This window comes from Cyanobium sp. Aljojuca 7A6 (genome assembly GCF_024346455.1).
Taxonomy (GTDB): domain Bacteria; phylum Cyanobacteriota; class Cyanobacteriia; order PCC-6307; family Cyanobiaceae; genus Cyanobium.
In genome coordinates this window covers 1-17,019 of sequence record NZ_JAGQCY010000009.1, presented here as the reverse complement: position 1 = coordinate 17,019, position 17,019 = coordinate 1, and the positions used below count along the sequence as shown (strand labels likewise).

Annotated in this window: 18 protein-coding genes; 14 read left to right on the top strand and 4 right to left on the bottom strand. The window is 68.2% G+C overall.

The features are described from left to right. The first annotated feature begins 9 nt into the window (after positions 1-9). The 8 genes from KBY95_RS09320 to KBY95_RS09290 all read left to right on the top strand — a co-directional run bounded on the left by KBY95_RS09320 (position 10) and on the right by KBY95_RS09290 (position 6,433). A complete protein-coding gene (locus tag KBY95_RS09320) occupies positions 10-411 on the top strand; it encodes a fasciclin domain-containing protein (protein ID WP_254964715.1) in 402 nt (133 codons plus the stop codon). Further along, positions 408-935, top strand: coding sequence for a transporter substrate-binding domain-containing protein (locus KBY95_RS16400; RefSeq protein ID WP_315858902.1), 528 nt, complete (start codon positions 408-410; stop codon positions 933-935). Before KBY95_RS09320 ends, KBY95_RS16400 begins: the two co-directional genes overlap by 4 nt. A gap of 171 nt (positions 936-1,106) precedes the next feature. Further along, positions 1,107-1,457 (top strand): hypothetical protein, encoded by a 351-nt coding sequence (locus KBY95_RS16395; protein ID WP_315858901.1) that lies wholly within the window; start codon positions 1,107-1,109, stop codon positions 1,455-1,457. Positions 1,458-1,525: 68 nt separating this feature from the next. Next, positions 1,526-2,587: an amino acid ABC transporter substrate-binding protein gene (locus KBY95_RS09310; protein WP_254964714.1), complete on the top strand. Its 1,062-nt coding sequence runs from the start codon at positions 1,526-1,528 to the stop codon at positions 2,585-2,587. Then, positions 2,587-3,609 carry an ABC transporter permease subunit gene (locus tag KBY95_RS09305; RefSeq protein ID WP_254964713.1) on the top strand — a complete coding sequence of 341 codons (1,023 nt, stop codon included), beginning with the start codon at positions 2,587-2,589 and terminating at the stop codon, positions 3,607-3,609. The genes KBY95_RS09310 and KBY95_RS09305 overlap by 1 nt, the downstream gene beginning before the upstream one ends. 1 nt (position 3,610) lies before the next feature. After that, on the top strand, positions 3,611-4,822 hold the full coding sequence (locus tag KBY95_RS09300) for an amino acid ABC transporter permease (RefSeq protein WP_254964712.1): 1,212 nt from the start codon (positions 3,611-3,613) through the stop codon (positions 4,820-4,822). Positions 4,823-4,873: 51 nt separating this feature from the next. Then, positions 4,874-5,623 carry an amino acid ABC transporter ATP-binding protein gene (locus KBY95_RS09295; protein WP_315858900.1) on the top strand — a complete coding sequence of 250 codons (750 nt, stop codon included), beginning with the start codon at positions 4,874-4,876 and terminating at the stop codon, positions 5,621-5,623. An 81-nt stretch (positions 5,624-5,704) separates the two neighbouring features. Further along, a complete protein-coding gene (locus tag KBY95_RS09290) occupies positions 5,705-6,433 on the top strand; it encodes a glycosyltransferase family A protein (protein WP_254964711.1) in 729 nt (242 codons plus the stop codon). 57 nt (positions 6,434-6,490) lie between these two features. On the opposite strand, the gene KBY95_RS09285 is transcribed toward KBY95_RS09290, so the two are convergent. After that, positions 6,491-8,056 (bottom strand): glycoside hydrolase family 57 protein, encoded by a 1,566-nt coding sequence (locus tag KBY95_RS09285; RefSeq protein ID WP_254964710.1) that lies wholly within the window; start codon positions 8,054-8,056, stop codon positions 6,491-6,493. 97 nt (positions 8,057-8,153) lie between these two features. Here KBY95_RS09285 and KBY95_RS09280 point away from each other — a divergent pair, with 97 nt between their 5' ends. Continuing rightward, positions 8,154-9,779 (top strand): 2-isopropylmalate synthase, encoded by a 1,626-nt coding sequence (locus KBY95_RS09280; RefSeq protein WP_254964709.1) that lies wholly within the window; start codon positions 8,154-8,156, stop codon positions 9,777-9,779. Continuing rightward, positions 9,776-10,612 carry a carbohydrate ABC transporter permease gene (locus KBY95_RS09275; RefSeq protein ID WP_254964708.1) on the top strand — a complete coding sequence of 279 codons (837 nt, stop codon included), beginning with the start codon at positions 9,776-9,778 and terminating at the stop codon, positions 10,610-10,612. The genes KBY95_RS09280 and KBY95_RS09275 overlap by 4 nt, the downstream gene beginning before the upstream one ends. Positions 10,613-10,623: 11 nt before the next feature. Here the strand turns inward: KBY95_RS09275 and KBY95_RS09270 are convergent, their stop codons facing one another. Both KBY95_RS09270 and KBY95_RS09265 read right to left on the bottom strand, forming a co-directional pair. Further along, positions 10,624-11,121, bottom strand: a complete 498-nt coding sequence (locus tag KBY95_RS09270; protein WP_254964707.1) for a lipase chaperone — start codon at positions 11,119-11,121, stop codon at positions 10,624-10,626. A 44-nt stretch (positions 11,122-11,165) separates the two neighbouring features. Further along, on the bottom strand, positions 11,166-12,698 hold the full coding sequence (locus KBY95_RS09265) for a peptide ligase PGM1-related protein (protein ID WP_254964706.1): 1,533 nt from the start codon (positions 12,696-12,698) through the stop codon (positions 11,166-11,168). Between the two features lie 51 nt (positions 12,699-12,749). On the opposite strand from KBY95_RS09265, the gene KBY95_RS09260 reads away from it, so the two are divergent. Genes KBY95_RS09260 through KBY95_RS09250 form a run of 3 tightly spaced genes read left to right on the top strand, consistent with a single transcriptional unit; the run spans position 12,750 to position 13,868 of the window. Beyond that, the gene (locus KBY95_RS09260; protein WP_254964705.1) at positions 12,750-13,055 is read left to right on the top strand and encodes a SemiSWEET family sugar transporter; all 306 of its coding nucleotides are present in this window, start codon (positions 12,750-12,752) and stop codon (positions 13,053-13,055) included. 1 nt (position 13,056) lies between these two features. Continuing rightward, entirely contained in the window at positions 13,057-13,440 is a 384-nt protein-coding gene (locus KBY95_RS09255) for a CrcB family protein (protein ID WP_254964704.1), read from the top strand. Positions 13,441-13,448: 8 nt separating this feature from the next. Then, on the top strand, positions 13,449-13,868 hold the full coding sequence (locus KBY95_RS09250; protein ID WP_254964703.1) for a CrcB family protein: 420 nt from the start codon (positions 13,449-13,451) through the stop codon (positions 13,866-13,868). Here KBY95_RS09250 and KBY95_RS09245 read toward each other — a convergent pair. Continuing rightward, positions 13,858-15,948: an HDIG domain-containing metalloprotein gene (locus KBY95_RS09245; protein ID WP_254964702.1), complete on the bottom strand. Its 2,091-nt coding sequence runs from the start codon at positions 15,946-15,948 to the stop codon at positions 13,858-13,860. The two genes, KBY95_RS09250 and KBY95_RS09245, sit on opposite strands and share 11 nt — an antisense overlap. A gap of 81 nt (positions 15,949-16,029) precedes the next feature. Between KBY95_RS09245 and folD the strand changes: the two genes are divergently transcribed. Then, positions 16,030-16,935 (top strand): bifunctional methylenetetrahydrofolate dehydrogenase/methenyltetrahydrofolate cyclohydrolase FolD, encoded by a 906-nt coding sequence (gene folD / locus KBY95_RS09240; RefSeq protein WP_254964701.1) that lies wholly within the window; start codon positions 16,030-16,032, stop codon positions 16,933-16,935. Positions 16,936-17,019 lie beyond the last annotated feature (84 nt).

Genomic DNA, 17,019 nt, shown 5'->3' with positions numbered 1-17,019 from the left:
AGATCCCCCATGGCCAACATCATCGAAACCGCCAAGGGAGCCGGCTGCTTCGCCACCCTGCTCACCGCCGTCGAGGTGGCCGGGCTCACGGATGCCCTGGAAAGCCCCGGCCCCTTCACCGTCTTCGCCCCCGTCGACGACGCCTTCGCCGCCCTGCCCCCCGGCACGGTCCAGACCCTGGTGGACAACGTCCCCCAGCTGGCCCGGATCCTCAAATTTCATGTGCTCTCCGGGGCCTACCTGCGGGAGCAACTGGTGGAGCGGCCGGAATGGGAGAGCCTGGAGGGGGCGCCGGTGCCGATCCGGCGGGCCGAGCCCTTCGAGGTCAAGAACGCCACCGTTGTCTCCGCCGACATCGTGTGCGACAACGGCGTCGTGCACGTGATCAACCGGGTGATCCTTCCCGGATGACCAAAACCTGGCTGCTGGCGCTGGCGGTGCTGGGTGCCCTGGTGGGCTGCGCCGCCGGCAACGAGGCTCCCGGCAGCCCCACCATGGCGAAGATCCGCGAGCGAGGGCGGCTGGTCTGCGCCGTCGATGGGGCGGTGCCGGGGTTCAGCACGGTGGGGCCCGGCGGAGCCTTCGTGGGCATCGACGCCGACTTCTGCCGGGCGGTGACCGCCGCGGTGCTCGGGGATCCCGCCAAGGTGGAATTCCGGCCGGTGACGGCCGGCGAGCGCTTCGTGGCCCTCAACAGCGGCGAAGTCGACCTGCTTTCGATCAGCTCCACCCACACCCTCAGCCGCGACGCCCCGGGAGGCAATGCCCTCAGCTTCGGGCCTGTCTTCTTCTATGACGGCCAGGGGGTGATGGTGCCGAAGGCCAGCGGCATCCGCCGCCTGCGGGACCTGGCCGGCAAGCCGATCTGCGTCGAGAGCGGCACCAACACCGAGCTCAACCTGGCCGATCGCATGCGGGAGCTGGGGGTCGCCTAGCAGCCGCTGCGCTTCCAGTCCGGTGAGCAGGCCTACCCCGCCTACGAGCAGGGCCGCTGCGCCGCCATCACCAGCGACAGCTCCCTGCTGGCGGCCAAGCGCAGCGGCTTCAAGAATCCTGCCGCCCATGGGCTGCTCCCAGAGCTGCTCAGCAAGGAACCCAGCGCCAAGGTGACGGTGCAGGCGGATCCGGCCTGGGCCGATGCGGTGCGCTGGATCAGCCACACCCTCGTCCAGGCTGAGGAGAGCGGCCTTACCCAGGCCAACGTGGGGGCCCGCCATGCCGCCGCCGAGACGGACAGCAGCCAGGCCGAACTGCGCCGTTTCCTGGGGATTGAGGGGGATTTCGGCCGGCAGCTGGGGTTGCCTGCTGACTTCACCGTGCAGGTGGTGAAAGCGGTGGGGAACTATGGCGAGTTGTTCGAGCGCCACCTGGGCCCCGCCACCCCCCTGGGCCTGGAGCGGGGCCTCAACCAGCTCTGGAACCGCGGCGGTCTGCACATCGCGCCGCCCTTCCGCTGAGGAGGTTCCGGGCGGCCTACCTGCACCGGCCCGCACCTGCAACAATGCGGCCACTTCAAGACGCCCGCATGTTCTGGAACCGGACCCGCTCCCTTGGTGTGTCCCTGTTGGCAGCCGGCCTGCTGGCCGGCTGCGCTGGGGAGGATGGCGGTGTACAGAGCCAGAAGCTGTCCACGATCACGGGGCGAGGCAAGCTGATCTGCGGCGTGGAGGGCAAGTTGCCCGGCTTCAGCTTCGTCGGCCCCGACGGCAAGTATCTGGGCCTGGACGTGGACGTCTGCAAGGCGGTGGCCGCCGCGGTGCTGGGGGATCCCGAGAAGGTGGAGTACCGGGATCTGAACTCCAGCGAGCGCTTCGCCGCCCTGGCCAGCGGCGAGGTGGATCTGCTGTCGCGGAACACCACCATGACCCTGAGCCGCGATGCAGCCGGTGGCAACGGTCTGAGTTTCGGCCCCACCACCTTCTACGACGGGCAGGGCGTACTGGTGCCGGTGGCCAGCGGCATCAAGGACCTCAAGGGCCTCGCTGGCAAGCCGATCTGCGTCGAAAGCGGCACCACCACCGAGCTCAACCTGGCCGACCGGATGCGGGAGCAGAACATCCCCTACACGCCGCTGAAGTTCCAGACCAGCGACCAGACCTTCGCCGCGTACCTCGGCGACCGTTGCGTGGCCGTGACCAGCGACCGCTCCCAGCTGGCCGGCAAGCGCACCAGCTTCCCCAACCCTGACGCCCATATTCTGCTGCCGGTGGTGATGAGCAAGGAGCCCCTCACCCCCGCCACCATCAACGGCGATCCTGCCTGGGCGGATGCCGTGCGCTGGATCGTCTACGGCCTGATGCAGGCCGAGGAGAGCGGCATCACCCAGGCGAATGTGGACGCCAAGCTGGCCGAGGCGAAGGCCAACACCAACCAGGCCGACCTGCGCCGCTTCCTTGGGGTGGAGGGTGACTTCGGCAAGCAGCTGGGCCTGCCGCCCGACTTCGTGGTCAAGGCGGTGAAGGCGGCGGGCAACTACGGCGAGATCTTTGATCGCAATGTGGGCCCCGCGTCGGCCCTCAAGCTTGACCGGGGCCTCAACCGCCAGTGGAAGGATGGCGGCCTGATCTACTCTCCGCCCTTCCGTTGATGGCGCCGGTCCCCCCCGCCGACCCGAGCCCATCGCCCCTGCCTGCCCCCAAGCCGCCCTGGTGGCGCGACCGCCGCGTCGTTCCCTGGCTGGTGCAGGCCGTGGTGGGCCTGCTGGTGCTGCTGCTGATCGCCTTCCTGCTGGGCAATCTGGTGCGCAACCTCACCGCCGCCGGGCTGCTGCTGAGCTGGCGCTGGCTGCAGCAGCCAGCCGGCTTCGACATCTCGGAATCGGTGCTTCCCTTCAATGCCCAGCTGCCCTACTGGCGTGCCCTGGCGGCCGGGTTGGTCAACACGATCCGGGCGGTGCTGGTGGGTCTGGTGGGAGCCACCCTGCTGGGAACCCTGGTGGGGATGGCCTCCTTCAGCCACAACGGCCTGCTGCGGCGGCTGGCCCGGGTCTACGTGGAGGTGGTGCGCAACATCCCGCTGCTGCTGCAGCTGGTGTTCTGGTACTTCGTGGTGTTCCTCACCCTGCCGAACGGCGTGGCGGCGATCCAGCTCCCCGGGGTGGTGCTGGCCAAGTCGGGGCTTTACATCGCCGGGCTGGGCGAGGGACTGCGCTGGATGGGCCCCAGCCTCGTCAACGGGGTGTGGCAGGCGCCGGTGCGCCTGAGCGTCGAGTTCGGTTCCCTGCTCACCGGCCTGATCGTCTACTCGGGAGCCTTCATCGCCGAAGTGGTGCGGGGCGGCATCGCGGCGGTGCCCAAGGGACAGTGGGAGGCGGCCTCCTCCCTGGGCCTGAACTGGTTCGCCACCTTGCGCCGCATCGTGCTGCCCCAGTCCCTGCGGGTGATCGTGCCGGGCCTGAACACCCAATACATCTCCCTGGCCAAGAACTCGTCGCTGGCGGTGGCCGTGGGCTACAGCGATCTCTATTCGGTGGCCGAAACCACCCTCAACCAGACCGGCCGGGCGGTGGAGGTGATCCTCGTGCTGCTGGCGGCCTACCTCACCCTTGACCTGCTGATCTCAGCGTTGATGAACGGTTTGAACCGGCTTGTGCAGATCCGGGAGCGCTGAGATGAAGCACCTGTTGCGGCGCCTTCGCGCCGAACTGTTCGCCACCCGCGCCGACGCGGCGCTGAGCCTGGTGTTGATCAGCCTGATCAGCCTGGGGGCCATCGGATTTCTGCGTTGGGCCTTCACCCAGGCCCAGTGGGCCGTGGTGAAGGTGAACAGCACCCTGTTCGCCGTGGGCCGCTACCCGGTGGAGCAACAGTGGCGCCTCTGGCTGCTTACCGCCCTGCTGATCGCGGCCAGCGGCGCCACCTGGGGCCTGATCAGGGCCCACCCCAGGCCCGACCGCACCGGCGTGCTCTGGCCCCGCAACGACCGACTGGCCGTGGTGCTGCTCAGCCTGATCGCCCTGGCTTTGCCCTTAGCCCTGGATCTGAGCCTCGCCATCGCCGGCCGCTGGTGGGGGCTCACCGTGCTGCTGGTGGTCTGCCGCTGGCTGGCCGGTCGCTTCGGAGCCAGGCTCTCGCCCGCAGGACAACGGCTGGCGGCCCTGGTGTGGCCGGTGCTCTACCTGGTGGGCATGGTGCTGATCAGTGGCGGCCTGGGCCTGGTGACCGTCTCCCCTTCCGAATGGGGCGGCCTGATGCTCACCCTGCTGGCCTCCAGCTTCGCCATCCTGCTGTGCTTCCCGATCGGTGTGCTGCTGGCGCTGGGGCGCCGCAGCGACCTCCCCCTGCTGCGCTGGGGCTCCGTGCTCTACATCGAGTTCATCCGCGGTGCCCCCCTGATCACCCTGCTGTTCCTGGGCCAGAACATCCTCGGTTTCCTGCTGCCCGGCGGCCTGGCGCCCGACCGGATCTGGCGGGCCGCCTGGGTGCTCACCTTCTTCGCCGCCGCCTACCTGGCGGAGGCGGTGCGCTCCGGCCTGGCCGCCGTGCCGCGGGGCCAACTGGAAGCCGCCCGCTCCCTCGGCCTGTCCTATCCGAAGGCGCTCCAGCACGTGGTGCTGCCCCAGGCCCTGCGGGTGGCCCTGCCGGCCATCGTGGGCCAGTTCATCTCACTCCTTCAGGACACCACCCTGCTGTCGCTGATCGGATTGCTGGAACTGCTCGGCACGGCCCGCACCGTGATGGCCAACCCGGCTTTCCTGGGCCGGAACGGTGAGGTGTACCTCACCCTGGCGTTGCTGTTCTGGGGCTGCTGCGCTGCCCTCGGACTGGGCAGCCGGGCCCTGGAGCGTCGCCTCGATCCCCACGCGCTGCCCTCCGCCACCTGAGCAGCGTTCCCCCTTTTCCACCTCCCCCGCTTTGATCCCGCATCCCGCCCCATGAGCCAACCCAGCAGCGAACTGATGATCGAGGCGCGAGCCGTCGAGAAGTGGTACCCCAACGGATTCCAGGCCCTTCGGGGAGCCAACCTGACGGTGCGACGCGGCGAGGTGGTGGTGATCATGGGCCCTTCGGGTTCGGGCAAGAGCACCTTCATCCGCACCTTCAATGCCCTGGAGGATTTCCAGAAGGGCAGCATCACCGTCGATGGGATCGTGCTCTCCAACGACCTGCGCAACATCGACGCCGTCCGCCGCGAAGTGGGGATGGTGTTCCAGCAGTTCAACCTGTTTCCGCACCTCTCCGTGCTCGACAACCTCACCCTGGCGCCGGTGCTGGTCCGCAAGCGCCCGAAGGCCGAAGTGGAGCAGCAGGCCTGGGCCCTGCTGGAGCGGGTGGGCATCGCCGAACAGGCGGGCAAGTATCCCGGCCAGCTCTCGGGCGGCCAGCAGCAGCGGGTGGCGATCGCCCGGGCCCTCTGCATGGAGCCTCGCATCCTGCTGTTCGATGAACCCACCAGTTCCCTCGACCCGGAGATGGTGCGGGAAGTGCTGGAGGTGATGCAGAACCTTGCCGCCGAGGAGATCACCATGGTGGTGGTCACCCACGAGGTGAAGTTTGCGCGCCATGTGGCCCACCGGGTGGTGCTGATGGCCGATGGCGAAGTGGTGGAGGAGGCCGAACCGGAGGTCTTCTTCACCAACCCTTCCCACCAGCGCACCCGGCGCTTCCTGGATCAGATCCTCTGATTGGATCGGACCGCCAGGGATCAATGGCGTTACCGCCGTACCTACGGTGCCATAATCTGCCCACGGCAAGTCTTTAAATCAATGCAGTTTCGCAAGACGCAGTTTCACAAGCTCGCGACTGGGCTTGTGATAGCCATTGCCATGGTACCGGCCCATATCCGGACCCACAGACCCAGGGCAGCCTTTTGGACCGGTCGCACTCTCTGCATGCTCAAGTTGAGGCTGAATAACCTACTTGCTCATCAATCCTGTGCAATCACCGTCATCACGCCAACCTTCAAACGCCTGGATGCATTAGCAGAAGCGATTGCCTCCGTTCGCGCTCAGGAGTTTCAGGACTGGGAGCACCTTATCGTGGCTGACGGCCATGATCCAGACGTTGAAAGACTGGTTTCCAGCTACGCTGACAAGCGACTCGTCTATATTTCGACCAAGCCATTTCATTGCTCTGGCAACCACCAGAGAAACGTCGCCCTCGCCGCATCAAAGGCTAAGTATGTCTATTTTCTTGATGATGACAATATCCTTTACCCCCATGCCTTGGGGGCCATGCTGGCCGGCTTCGAAGCTCCAGATGTTGACTACGTCGTAGGCCCAAGCGAAATGGATGACCACAGCGTCCTTTCTCCCTCACCTAACTTTGCGCTGGGAGAGATAGACACGCTCAACTTCATGATCCGTCGCAAGGCCTGCGGAGAGGTTGGTGGTTGGAGAAGGATCTACTTTGCTGACTTTCTATTGATTGACTCCATTCGAAAGCGGCACAAAGGTAAGCATCTGGACATTCGCCCCGTCGGCATTCATCGATGATTCCAAGACCGCGGAAATTCTCTCATCGAGAGCGATTCTGCAACGCCTAAAGGGCTCCTACGCCCGCGTCGCCCAGTCGGCTGCATTCAGCTGTGGGAACAGCCCATCTTCCCGCTGCACCCCCACCAGCCATTCCCGGGGCAGTGCGGTGCCGTGCTCAAGGGCATCGATCAGGCGCCAGAAACGATCCAGGTGGCGGCGGATCCGCTCGCGGGCCAAGCCGGTGGTGGTGCCGGCCCGCAGGATGAAGCTCCAGTCGGAGCTTTGGGCCAGCAGCAGTTCGCGCCCCGCCTGGGTGAGCAGGGCGCGCTGCTCCGTGCTGCCCACCCCCCGGTTGACCCGGTGCACCATGGCGCGGGAGGCGCGCTGCCACTCGGCCACGACCCAGGCGTTGGTGTCGTTCAGCCAGTAGTCGTGATAGCCCCCCTGGCCCCAGCTGGAGGGAGCCGGGCGGCAGACCTGCAGGCTCCGGTTCTCGCTGAGCACATCGCGCAGGTGGGTGAAGCCCACGTCCATCGCCGGGCCCTGGCGAAACAGCTCGGCCAGGAACTGGGGCCCTTCAAACCACCAGTGGCCGAACAGTTCGGCATCGAAGGGCGCCACCAGCAGCGGTGGCGGCTCGATCGTGGCGGCCAGGCGGGCGATCTGCTCGGAGCGGCCCCGCAGAAAGGCCGCGGCGTGCTCCTTGACCTTCTGGGCTGCCCGTTCCGGATCGTAGGGCTGCTTCAACTCCAGGGGACAGCCCTGGGCGCTGACCCGGTGCAGCTTGAGCCCCAGGGGGCGCCGGTCGTGGATGCCCTGGGCGCCCAGCGCCTCTTCCGGCAGATCCCAGCCCAGGTCGCGGTGAAACTCCCGGTAGGCACCGTCGCCGGGATACCCCTGGCTGGCGCTCCAGACGGGCAGGGTCGACTCGCTGTCGCGGGCGAAGAAGGCCACCCCGGCGGTGGAACAGATCGGGGCATAGACCCCGTAGCGGGGACGGGGCAGACCATGGAGCAGGCCGTGGCCGTCGAGCAGGGAATAGCGCAGGCCGCACTCCGCCAGCAGCCGATCGAGGTCCTCGTAATAGGCACACTCCGGCAGCCAGATCCCCAAGGGGCGCACACCGAGCAGCCGCTGATGCTCGCGCACGGCGGTGAGCAGCTGGGCCCGTACCGCCTCCGGCGACTCCCGCAACAGGGGCAGATAGCCGTGGGTGGCGCCGCAGGTGATCAGGTCGAGGACGCCCTGCTCCTGCAGGCGCCGGAACCCGGGCAGCAGGCTCCCCCCCAGCTCCCGCCACTGGGCTTCGATGGCCGCGAGCGTCACCTGGAGCTGGCGGGCCGGCAGCGCCAGGTCCGGATCCACCTGGTCGAGGAGGGTGCGGCGCAGGGCCAGCCAGGCTGGGAAACGGCCGTTCAGGGCCCTGTCGCTCAACAGCGACAGGAGGGTGGGGGAGAGGCCGAGGGTGAGTTTCGGCCGCTGCTCTGGATCGGCGGCGGCCCGCTCCAGCACGGCCAGGAGCGGCAGGTAGCATTCCTGCAGCGCCTGGAAGTACCAGTCCTCCTCCAGTGAGCCGGGTTCTCCCGATCGCACGTAGGGGAGATGGGCATGCAACACCAGGGCCAGATCGCCTGCGGCCATGGGGAAACCTCTGTGCGGCCACTGTACGTTCCGCTCTTTGAACGGGGCCGTCCGGCCCCTAGAGTGGCCCTAACTCATAGCTGTTCCGCTTAACTCCATGGCCCGCGATCCCGGCCGGGTATTGATCTTCGATACCACCCTCCGCGACGGGGAGCAGTCCCCTGGCGCCAGCCTCAACCTTGAGGAGAAGCTCGCGATCGCCCAGCAGCTGGCCCGCCTGGGGGTGGACATCATCGAGGCCGGCTTCCCGTTCGCCAGCAGCGGCGATTTTCACGCCGTCCAGCGGATCGCCGCCACCGTGGGCACCCCGGATGGGCCCGTGATCTGCGGCCTGGCCCGCGCCGCCAGCGGCGACATCAAGGCCTGCGCCGAGGCCGTGGCCCCGGCGGCCCACCGGCGCATCCACACCTTCATTGCCACCAGCGACATCCACCTGGAGCACAAGCTGCGCAAGAGCCGCGCCGAGGTGATCGCCATCACCGCGGAGATGGTGGCCTACGCCCGCTCCCTGGTGGAGGACGTGGAGTTCTCCTGTGAGGACGCCGGCCGCAGTGATCCCGCCTTCATGCATGAGGTGATCGAGGCGGCAATCAAGGCGGGGGCCACCACCATCAACATCCCCGACACGGTGGGCTACACCACCCCATCGGAATTCGGCGAGATCATCGCCGGCATCAACCGCTCGGTGCCCAACATCGACCAGGCGGTGATCTCCGTGCATGGGCACAACGATCTGGGCCTTGCCGTCGCCAATTTCCTCGAAGCCGTCAAGAACGGCGCCCGCCAGCTGGAGTGCACCATCAACGGCATCGGCGAACGGGCCGGCAACGCCTCCCTGGAGGAGCTGGTCATGGCCCTGCACGTGCGCCGCAGCTACTTCAACCCGTTCCTGGGCCGGCCGGCCGAGCAGCGCGATTCCCTCACCAACGTGCGCACCGAGGAGATCACCAAGACCTCCCGCCTGGTCTCCAATCTCACCGGCATGGCCGTGCAGCCCAACAAGGCGATCGTGGGTGCCAATGCCTTCGCGCATGAGTCCGGCATCCACCAGGACGGCGTGCTCAAGAACCGGCTCACCTACGAGATCATCGATGCCCGCACGGTTGGCCTGGCCGACAACCGGATTTCCCTCGGCAAGCTTTCAGGCCGCAGCGCCTTCCGGGCCCGGCTGGAGGAGCTCGGCTACACCCTGGAGCGCCACGATCTCGACGACGCCTTCACCCGCTTCAAGGAGCTGGCCGACCGCAAGCGGGAGATCACCGACCGGGATCTCGAAGCGATCGTCAGCGAGCAGGTGCAGCAACAGGACGGCCCCCGCTACGTCCTGCAATCGGTCCAGGTGAGTTGCGGCACCAACCTGCAGCCCACCGCCACCGTCACCCTGCGGGATGGGGACGGCATCGACCTGACCGAGGCGGCCATCGGCACCGGACCGGTGGATGCGGTCTGCCAGGCCCTCAACCACCTGGCCCAGGTGCCGAATGAACTGGTGGAGTTCAGCATCAAGTCCGTCACGGAAGGCATCGATGCCATGGGCGAGGTGACCATCCGGCTGCGCCACCAGGGGGTGCTCTATTCGGGCCATGCCGCCGACACCGACATCGTCGTGGCGGCAGCCCAGGCCTTCGTCAACGCCCTCAACCGGCTCGTCTCCGGCAGCCAGCGCTCCCCGCTTCACCCCCAGAGGACCCCACTTCCGGTGGCGGAACTGCCGCGTCTGTGAACGCCCCCAACCGCTCCTCGCTGGCCACGGGCCTGCAGCTCGCCCTGCTGCTGCTGGTGGCTGTGCTGCTGCTGTTGCCCCTGCTCTGGCTGGTGAGCACCTCCCTCAAGGGGCCGGCGGAGAACATCTTCACCAGCCCCCCGGCCTTGCTGCCGAGTCAGCCGAGTCTGGAGGCCTACGGGCGCCTGTTTGCCGCCAATCCCATGGGCACTTACCTGCTCAACAGCACGATCGTCAGCGCCCTGGCGGTGCTGGCCAACCTGCTGTTCTGCTCCCTGGCGGCCTACCCCCTGGCGCGGATGCGCTTCCGCGGCAGGGGCCTGGTGCTGGCCCTGGTGGTGGCCACGATCCTGATCCCCTTCCAGGTGGTGATGATCCCGCTGTACCTGCTGATGGTGCAGATCGGTCTGCGCAATACGCTCTGGGCCCTGATCGTGCCCCAGGCCGCCACGGCCTTCGGCATCTTTCTGCTACGCCAGAGCTTCCTGGCGGTGCCGGTGGAACTGGAGGAGGCGGCCCGGATCGACGGCTGCACCCCCATCGGTGAATGGTGGAACGTGATGCTGCCGGCGGCCCGGGCCGACCTGATCACCCTGGCGATGTTCGTGTTCATCGGCACCTGGAGTGATTTCCTCTGGCCGCTGATCATTCTCGACGACCCCAATCTCTACACCCTGCCCCTGGGCCTGCAGCAGCTGGCCAGCAGTTTCTCCCTTGACTGGCGCCTGGTCGCCGCAGGCTCGGTGGTCTCGATTCTGCCGGTGCTGCTGCTGTTCGTGCTGCTGCAGCGCTACATCCTGCCCAGTGCCAGTGGTGATGCGGTGAAGGGCTGAGGCTTGGTCCCTCAGGGGCTTCCAGGCGCTGGGGGGCGCAGAACGCCACCATCGCCGCGGTCGGCGGCCGGAGGGCTGGGGCGGCCGGCGGGGCCTGAGGACGGCAGCGGCACAGCGGGAAAAAAGTCCGGATCCGCCTGGGGGCGCCGCACGGCCCGGCCCTGCATGTCAGCCAGGGCGGACCGCCATTGCTCCTGCTGCCGCTCCAGGGCCTCGAGCCGCTGGGCGCTGGTCTCGAGCGTCTGCAGGCGTCCCACCATCGCCCGCTGCTGCTCCTCCAGCACGGAGGTGCGATCGAGGGCCCGGCTGTTCTCCAATCCCTGCAGGCGCTGCTCCAGCCGCATCAGCCGCTGGCTCTGCTCCTGCGCCTTGCTCAGGATCACCAGAAACAGCACCGTCAGCATGGTGCTCAGTCCGATCTGCAACCAGCCGGTCCAGATCGGCGGGCCGGAGGGCGCCGGCGGTTGAAGCCGTTCGCCGTCGTCGTCGCGGTCGGTGATCGAGACCATGCGCCCCCTGTGCTGACCCATCCTGCCCTGCGCGGGCCTGGCCGTCAGCCGACAGAGAGGGGAAGGGGAGCCCCGCTGCGGACGCTGGCGCCGGCCAGCAGTTCCGCCACGGTGGACCGGTAGACGGCCGAGGCCTGCTCCGGATCCCGGCCGATGCAGGTCATGCCCAGCTTGCCGAACTCCGAGAGGCAGCCCAGCAGATGGAAGACGCTGCCCTGCAAGCGGGCGGGGTCGTAGTGCAGGCCGGCCTCGGCCACGATGTCGATCAGGTCGAGGGGCATCAGGCCCCGCAGGCGGGGGTCGCTGAAGTTGTCGGTGGCGCGGTAGTGCAACGGTTGGCCGGTGGGGGAAAGGAAACGACCCGTGGCGGGTTCGAGGCTGCCGGCGGTGATCGCCCGCAGGGCCATGAAGGGATGGGTGGTGCCGCCGTGGCGCAGATTGACCTCGATGGCCTGCAGATCCCAGACCTCCCCGAAGCGACGGGCGATGAAGTCGACCCCGTAGCGCTCCAGGGCCCCTTCAGCAGCAAGAGCCTGCCCGACGGCCTGGCCGTGCTGCATCAACGCCACCCGGTAGGGCTCGTCGGCGGGGAAGCAGCAGCCGAGATACGTCTGGCCGCCGGCGCCACCGAGGATCTGCTCATGGGTGGAAAGCACCTCCACCATCCCCCCTGGATGGATGGTGCCCTGCACGCTCGGCGAACGCAGCACCTCGCCACCCTCCAGCCAGGCCTCGGCCAGGGCCCCCTGCTGGGCCAGCAGCTCTTTCCAGGCGGCCGCCGGCATCGGCAGGGCCTCCAGGGCCTCGGCGAGTCGGGCGACCCGCTCCCGCCTGGAGAGACTGGCCAGGGCCAGGGGGGTGAAAGCCAGCCGGGCATTGCCTTCGCCGCTGAAGCCCTCGTTCAGCTTGACGACGCAACTGCCCAGCTCGGGGTGGGAGTCCCAGAGATCAGCCACCGCTTCCGCCAGATCCCCGGGGCTATGGGCCAGCCCGCTGCCGGGGGGATGGGGAACGCCACAGCGGGCGAACAGTTCCCGGCTGCCGGCCTTGGTGCCCCAGTAGCCCAGGGCCGGATCGGTGCCCAGCAAAGGCACCTGCAGGCGTTCAGAGAGCGTCTTCTCCAGCTCCGTCACCACGTAGCAGTTGATGAAGCTGCGGCCAGGCCGTAGCCGCTCCCGGATCCGCCCCAGCAGGGCCGGACGCTCCAGCAGCTTCTGGGTGAGCGGTCGGGCTGAGCCGTCGTCGGTGTCGAACAGGTGCAGCCGGCGGCGGGCATGGGAGGTGGGGACCCCGGGCATCAGCTCCAGGACGGCGTCCACCACCAACTCCGGCAGGAGCTTGCTGGTCACGTAGACCACCTGGACCCCGGGATTGCGGAGCCGCATCAGTGAGAACAGCTGACGCTCCTCGTAGTGGTGGGCGCCCGTCACCAGGGCCAGCTGGGAGGGATCCATGGTGAGCGACGGCACCATGAGCAGATCGAAGTCCGCACCGGTCCCGCCGGCACAGGCGTCGCCATGCTCCCGGCCCCAGGGGGCCTGCAGTTGCCCCTGCAGTTCGCGGAAGCTCAAGACCACGGCGGAACGGGCGGAATGTCGTCATGCTGCACGCAACAGCGGCCAGCGCCAATGGAGTCCTTCGCGGTGAGTGCCCTCGGTTACGGGGCCGCCTCGTTGACCACCCTCAGCCTTTTTCCCCAGGCCGTGAAGACCGTGCGCAGCGGCGACACCAGCGCCATCTCGCTGCGGATGTATGGCCTGTTCACCCTGGGAATACTGGGTTGGGCCGCCTACGGACTGCTCAAGGCCGATGGACCGGTGATCGTCGCCAACCTGATCACCCTGGTGCCCGCGTCGGTGGTGCTGGAGCGCAAGCTGCGGGCCCTGCTGGACGGACGAGAGCGCTGGGGCCGTGGTCCGCGGGGACAGGGCTGAGATGGCAACGGCCGTGGGCAATGACGCCCTGTTCGTCGCGATCGGAGCGGTGCCGGGGGCCTGGTTGCGCTTCCGGGTCGTCAACCATTTCGAGCCGATGCTGCCCCGCAAACACTGGGGCACCTTCGGCGTGAATCTGATCGCCTGTTTTTCCATCGGTTTGCTGGTGAGTCTGGAGGCCAGCTGCGGGGTGGCGGCCGAGCGCCCCCTGCTGCTGCTGGGCACGGGATTCCTTGGCAGCTTCAGCACCTTCTCCACCTGGATCGCCGAACTGCACGACACCCTGGAGCGGCACCAACGCAGGGAGGCCGTCCTGCTCTGTGGCGGTTCGGTGCTGGGGGGACTGCTGGCCGTGGGGGCCGGCCTGGCCCTGGGCAGCTCTTAGGACAGGCCATGGCAACGTCCCCGAACGGAGGTCCTGCAGCCCTGCGCCGCGAGGCACGGGACCTGCTGCTGGTGGCCACCGGAGCCGTGCCCGGAGCCCTGCTGCGCTGGCACCTAGAGGACCTGGGCAAGGGCCTGGTGGGGGGTCACGCCGGGCTGATCGCGTTCGATCTGATCGCCAACCTGCTCGGCACGTTCCTGATCGGCGTGATCGCGGCGCAGCCGGCCCCCCGCCCCAGGCTGATGCTGCTGGGGGGCATCGGCTTCTGCGGATCGCTCACCACCTTCAGCAGCTGGATGCTGCAGATCAGCCTGGCCCTGCGCCGCGGGCGCCCCGATGAAGCCCTGGCTGTGGTGCTGATCAGCCTGCTGGGGGGGATGGTGGCGGTGAGCGTCGGTCTGGTGGCAGGCCGCTGGTTCAGGCGCTGAAGGCCTTGCGGGGCGAGATGGGGTAGGGAATGCGCCGGTGGCGCATGCGCCGCCAGACCCGCACAAAAGCCCTGATCACCAGTTCCAGCTCGGCCCGGGAGATGCCGCTGCCATCGAGCTGGCCATCGTTCTGCCTGGCTTCGACGAGGCGTCGCACCATCGCCTGGGCCTCCGCCTCACTGGTGCCCGGCGGCAGGGAGCGCAGGGCGGCCTCGCAGCCATCGGCCAGCATCAGGATCGCCGTCTCGCGGCTGCGGGGGGCAGGGCCGCGGTAGCGAAACTGCTCTTCCCTGACCGTTGGATCCCGCTCCTTGGCCTGGTAGAGGAAGTACCCCATCTTGAGCCTGCCCTGGTGCTCGGGGATGAAATCCGCCAGGGGACGGGGAAGCCGGTAGCGACGGGCCAGCTTGAGGCCCTCGTCGACATGGGCCTGGAGGATGGCGGCGCTGGCGAAGGGGTCGTCGAGTTCGTCATGGGGGTTGGCGCCGTGCTCCTGGTTCTCGATGAACCAATGGGGGCCATGCAGCTTGCCGACATCGTGATAGAGGGCGCCGGTGCGGATCAGATCGACATCGGCCTGGATGGCGCGGGCCCCCTCCTCCGCCAGGCCGCAGATCATCAGGGTGTGTTCGAAGGTGCCCGGCGCCTCCATCGACAGTCGCCGCAGCAGGGGACGTTCCAGGTCGGCCAGTTCCATCAGCCGGGCCCGGGTGAGCAGGCCGAAGAAGCTTTCCACCAAGGGCGCCAGCAGCAGACCCGCCATCAGCAGCCCCGTCACCAGCAGGGCTTCCTGGAGCAGATCACTGCCGCTGAACGGTCCCGGGATGGTGTCGAGGGCGCGGAGGTTGAATATCTGGATCAACAGCCACTGCAGCAGCACGGCACCGACCGGGAGCAACAGGGCCAGCTGCAGCAGCTGGGCCCGGTTGCGTTGGCGCCCGGCAAGCACGGCCGCGATCGCCGCCACCAGGGCCGCCACCCCCAGCTGGGGCACCAGCAGGCCCTGCACCGGCACCGGCCAGAGCATGGCGGCCACGGCCAGCCAGGCCAGGCCGGCCGCCGTGCCCAGGCCCTGGGAAAGGAGCAGGGTGGGGGGGACCAGCAGGGCCAGGGGGCTCACCTGGTTACCCAACCAGAGCTTGCAGCCCTGCACGAGCACCAGCATCGCCAGCGCCAGCAGGGCCTGACGCGGTTCGAGGCTGGCCCGCCAGCGGCGCATCACCAGCAGCATCACGCCGCAGGCGGCGAGGGCTTCACTGAAGCGGACCAGCCAGGCCACGGGGCGGGGGCGGTGATTGACCAGGTCGAAATGTTCCAGCACATCGAAGGACTGGGGGCTGATCGCCTCCCCCTGACGGGTGATCAGGTCGTTCTTGCGAACCCGGATCGTCGGCAGCCCCTGGCGGGTGAGCAGGTCTTCGATCCGCCGCTGGCTGAGGAAGCTGTCACCGCGCAGGTTGGTGCGTCCCTGCAGGCTGCTGGCCAGCAGGCGGCTGCCCAGGCTGCGGGCCGGTGGTTGGAGGTTGTTGAGCTGGAGCTCCGCGGCCTGCAGCAGCTGGCCCTCCGAAAGACTCGCTACGACCCCCTGGCTGAGCATGCGCCTCTGGGCCTGGCGCAGGGAAACCTTCCAGGCCACCAGCTGGGGCGGGGTGAGCCCCGTCAGCCAGAGACGTTCGTCTTCGGTGAGGTTGAGCGAATCGGGGCGGGGCTGGTCGTCGGCCACCTTCTCGCGCACATTCTGCAGCCGCTGCTCCAGCCCCTGCACCAGGGCCTCGCTGACCTGGGGGTCGACCACCTGCACCTGGCTGCGGGGCAGCATCTGGCTGCGGCGTTGCTCGAGATCGGTGCTGTCGATGACCGTGGCATCGGCCGGCGCACGCACGGTGAAAGGGGCGGCCATTCCGGGCCGCAGGCTCGGCTCCACCAACCAGGGCCAACTCGAGAGCAGGGCGACCAGGAGGCAAAGCAGCAGGACGAGCAGCGAACCCCCACTCCGCCAGGCCACCAGGGCCTGGCGAGGACGCTCGAGCCGCAGCAACTGGCGCCAGAGTCCCCTGATCCGCCGCAGCCCCGATTTCATCCATTCACGCTAGCCAATAGGCGCGGAACCTCCATCAGGGAGTTGCTGCGTGCATGCTGGGGGTCGGCAGCGCGTTCTCCCATGGCCACCCTTCTCGACGGCCGGCGACTGGCGGCGGAGATTGAACGGCGCCTGAGCGCCGTGGTCAGCGAAGGCCTGGCGGTGGCGGGACGGGCCCCTGGCCTTGCGGTGCTGCGGGTAGGGGATGATCCCGCCAGCGGCGTCTATGTCGCCAACAAGGAAAAGGCCTGTGGCCGCGTCGGCATCAGCAGCCACGGCGCCCATCTGGTGGCGGACACCCCGGCCGAAGAGGTGCTGGCCCTGATCCGGCGCCTCAATGCTGACCCGACGGTGGACGGCATCCTGCTGCAGCTGCCGCTGCCGGAAGGCTTGTCTGAGGAACCGCTGCTGGCGGCCATCGACCCGGACAAGGATGCCGATGGTCTGCACACGCTCAACCTGGGTCGGCTGCTGAAGGGGGAGCGGGGCCCACGCAGCTGCACGCCGGCCGGGGTGATGGCCCTGCTGCACAGCGCCGATGTGGCCATCGCCGGTGCCCAGGCGGTGGTGGTCGGCCGCAGCATCCTGGTGGGCAAGCCGATGGCCCTGATGCTCCAGGCGGCCGATGCCACCGTCACCATGGCCCATTCGCGCACCCATCACCTTGGCGAGGTAACCCGCCAGGCCGATCTGCTGGTGGTGGCGGCCGGCCGCCCCCAACTGATCGGCGCGATGCATGTGAAACCTGGGGCCGTGGTGGTGGATGTGGGCATCCACCGGCTGGACGGAAAGCTCTGCGGCGATGTGGATTACGAGTCGGTCGAGCCCCTGGCGGCCGCCATCACGCCGGTGCCGGGTGGGGTCGGACCGATGACCGTGGCCATGCTGCTGGTCAACACTGTGGTGGCCTGGTGCCATCGCCACGGGCTGGAGCATGACCTAGATGTGCAGTGCCACCAGGTTGTTCCGGCTGACAAAGGGGTGTGAGGCCGACAGGGTTGTGGTGCGACCCAACAGCCCCAGACCTCACCCCCCATGCATACACACCCGAACGCCCGCCTGACACCGATC

Excerpts from the sequence above, each read along its gene's own strand:
- KBY95_RS09270 (WP_254964707.1), bottom strand. The coding sequence starts at position 11,121 with ATGGTCTCGATCACCGACCGCGACGACGACGGCGAACGGCTTCAACCG.
- KBY95_RS09280 (WP_254964709.1), top strand. The coding sequence starts at position 8,154 with ATGGCCCGCGATCCCGGCCGGGTATTGATCTTCGATACCACCCTCCGC.
- folD (WP_254964701.1), top strand. The coding sequence starts at position 16,030 with ATGGCCACCCTTCTCGACGGCCGGCGACTGGCGGCGGAGATTGAACGG.
- KBY95_RS09255 (WP_254964704.1), top strand. The coding sequence starts at position 13,057 with ATGGCAACGGCCGTGGGCAATGACGCCCTGTTCGTCGCGATCGGAGCG.
- KBY95_RS09305 (WP_254964713.1), top strand. The coding sequence starts at position 2,587 with ATGGCGCCGGTCCCCCCCGCCGACCCGAGCCCATCGCCCCTGCCTGCC.
- KBY95_RS16400 (WP_315858902.1), top strand. The coding sequence starts at position 408 with ATGACCAAAACCTGGCTGCTGGCGCTGGCGGTGCTGGGTGCCCTGGTG.
- KBY95_RS09310 (WP_254964714.1), top strand. The coding sequence starts at position 1,526 with ATGTTCTGGAACCGGACCCGCTCCCTTGGTGTGTCCCTGTTGGCAGCC.
- KBY95_RS09295 (WP_315858900.1), top strand. The coding sequence starts at position 4,874 with ATGAGCCAACCCAGCAGCGAACTGATGATCGAGGCGCGAGCCGTCGAG.
- KBY95_RS09250 (WP_254964703.1), top strand. The coding sequence starts at position 13,449 with ATGGCAACGTCCCCGAACGGAGGTCCTGCAGCCCTGCGCCGCGAGGCA.
- KBY95_RS09285 (WP_254964710.1), bottom strand. The coding sequence starts at position 8,056 with ATGGCCGCAGGCGATCTGGCCCTGGTGTTGCATGCCCATCTCCCCTAC.
- KBY95_RS09260 (WP_254964705.1), top strand. The coding sequence starts at position 12,750 with ATGGAGTCCTTCGCGGTGAGTGCCCTCGGTTACGGGGCCGCCTCGTTG.
- KBY95_RS09245 (WP_254964702.1), bottom strand. The coding sequence starts at position 15,948 with ATGAAATCGGGGCTGCGGCGGATCAGGGGACTCTGGCGCCAGTTGCTG.
- KBY95_RS09290 (WP_254964711.1), top strand. The coding sequence starts at position 5,705 with ATGCAGTTTCGCAAGACGCAGTTTCACAAGCTCGCGACTGGGCTTGTG.
- KBY95_RS09320 (WP_254964715.1), top strand. The coding sequence starts at position 10 with ATGGCCAACATCATCGAAACCGCCAAGGGAGCCGGCTGCTTCGCCACC.
- KBY95_RS09300 (WP_254964712.1), top strand. The coding sequence starts at position 3,611 with ATGAAGCACCTGTTGCGGCGCCTTCGCGCCGAACTGTTCGCCACCCGC.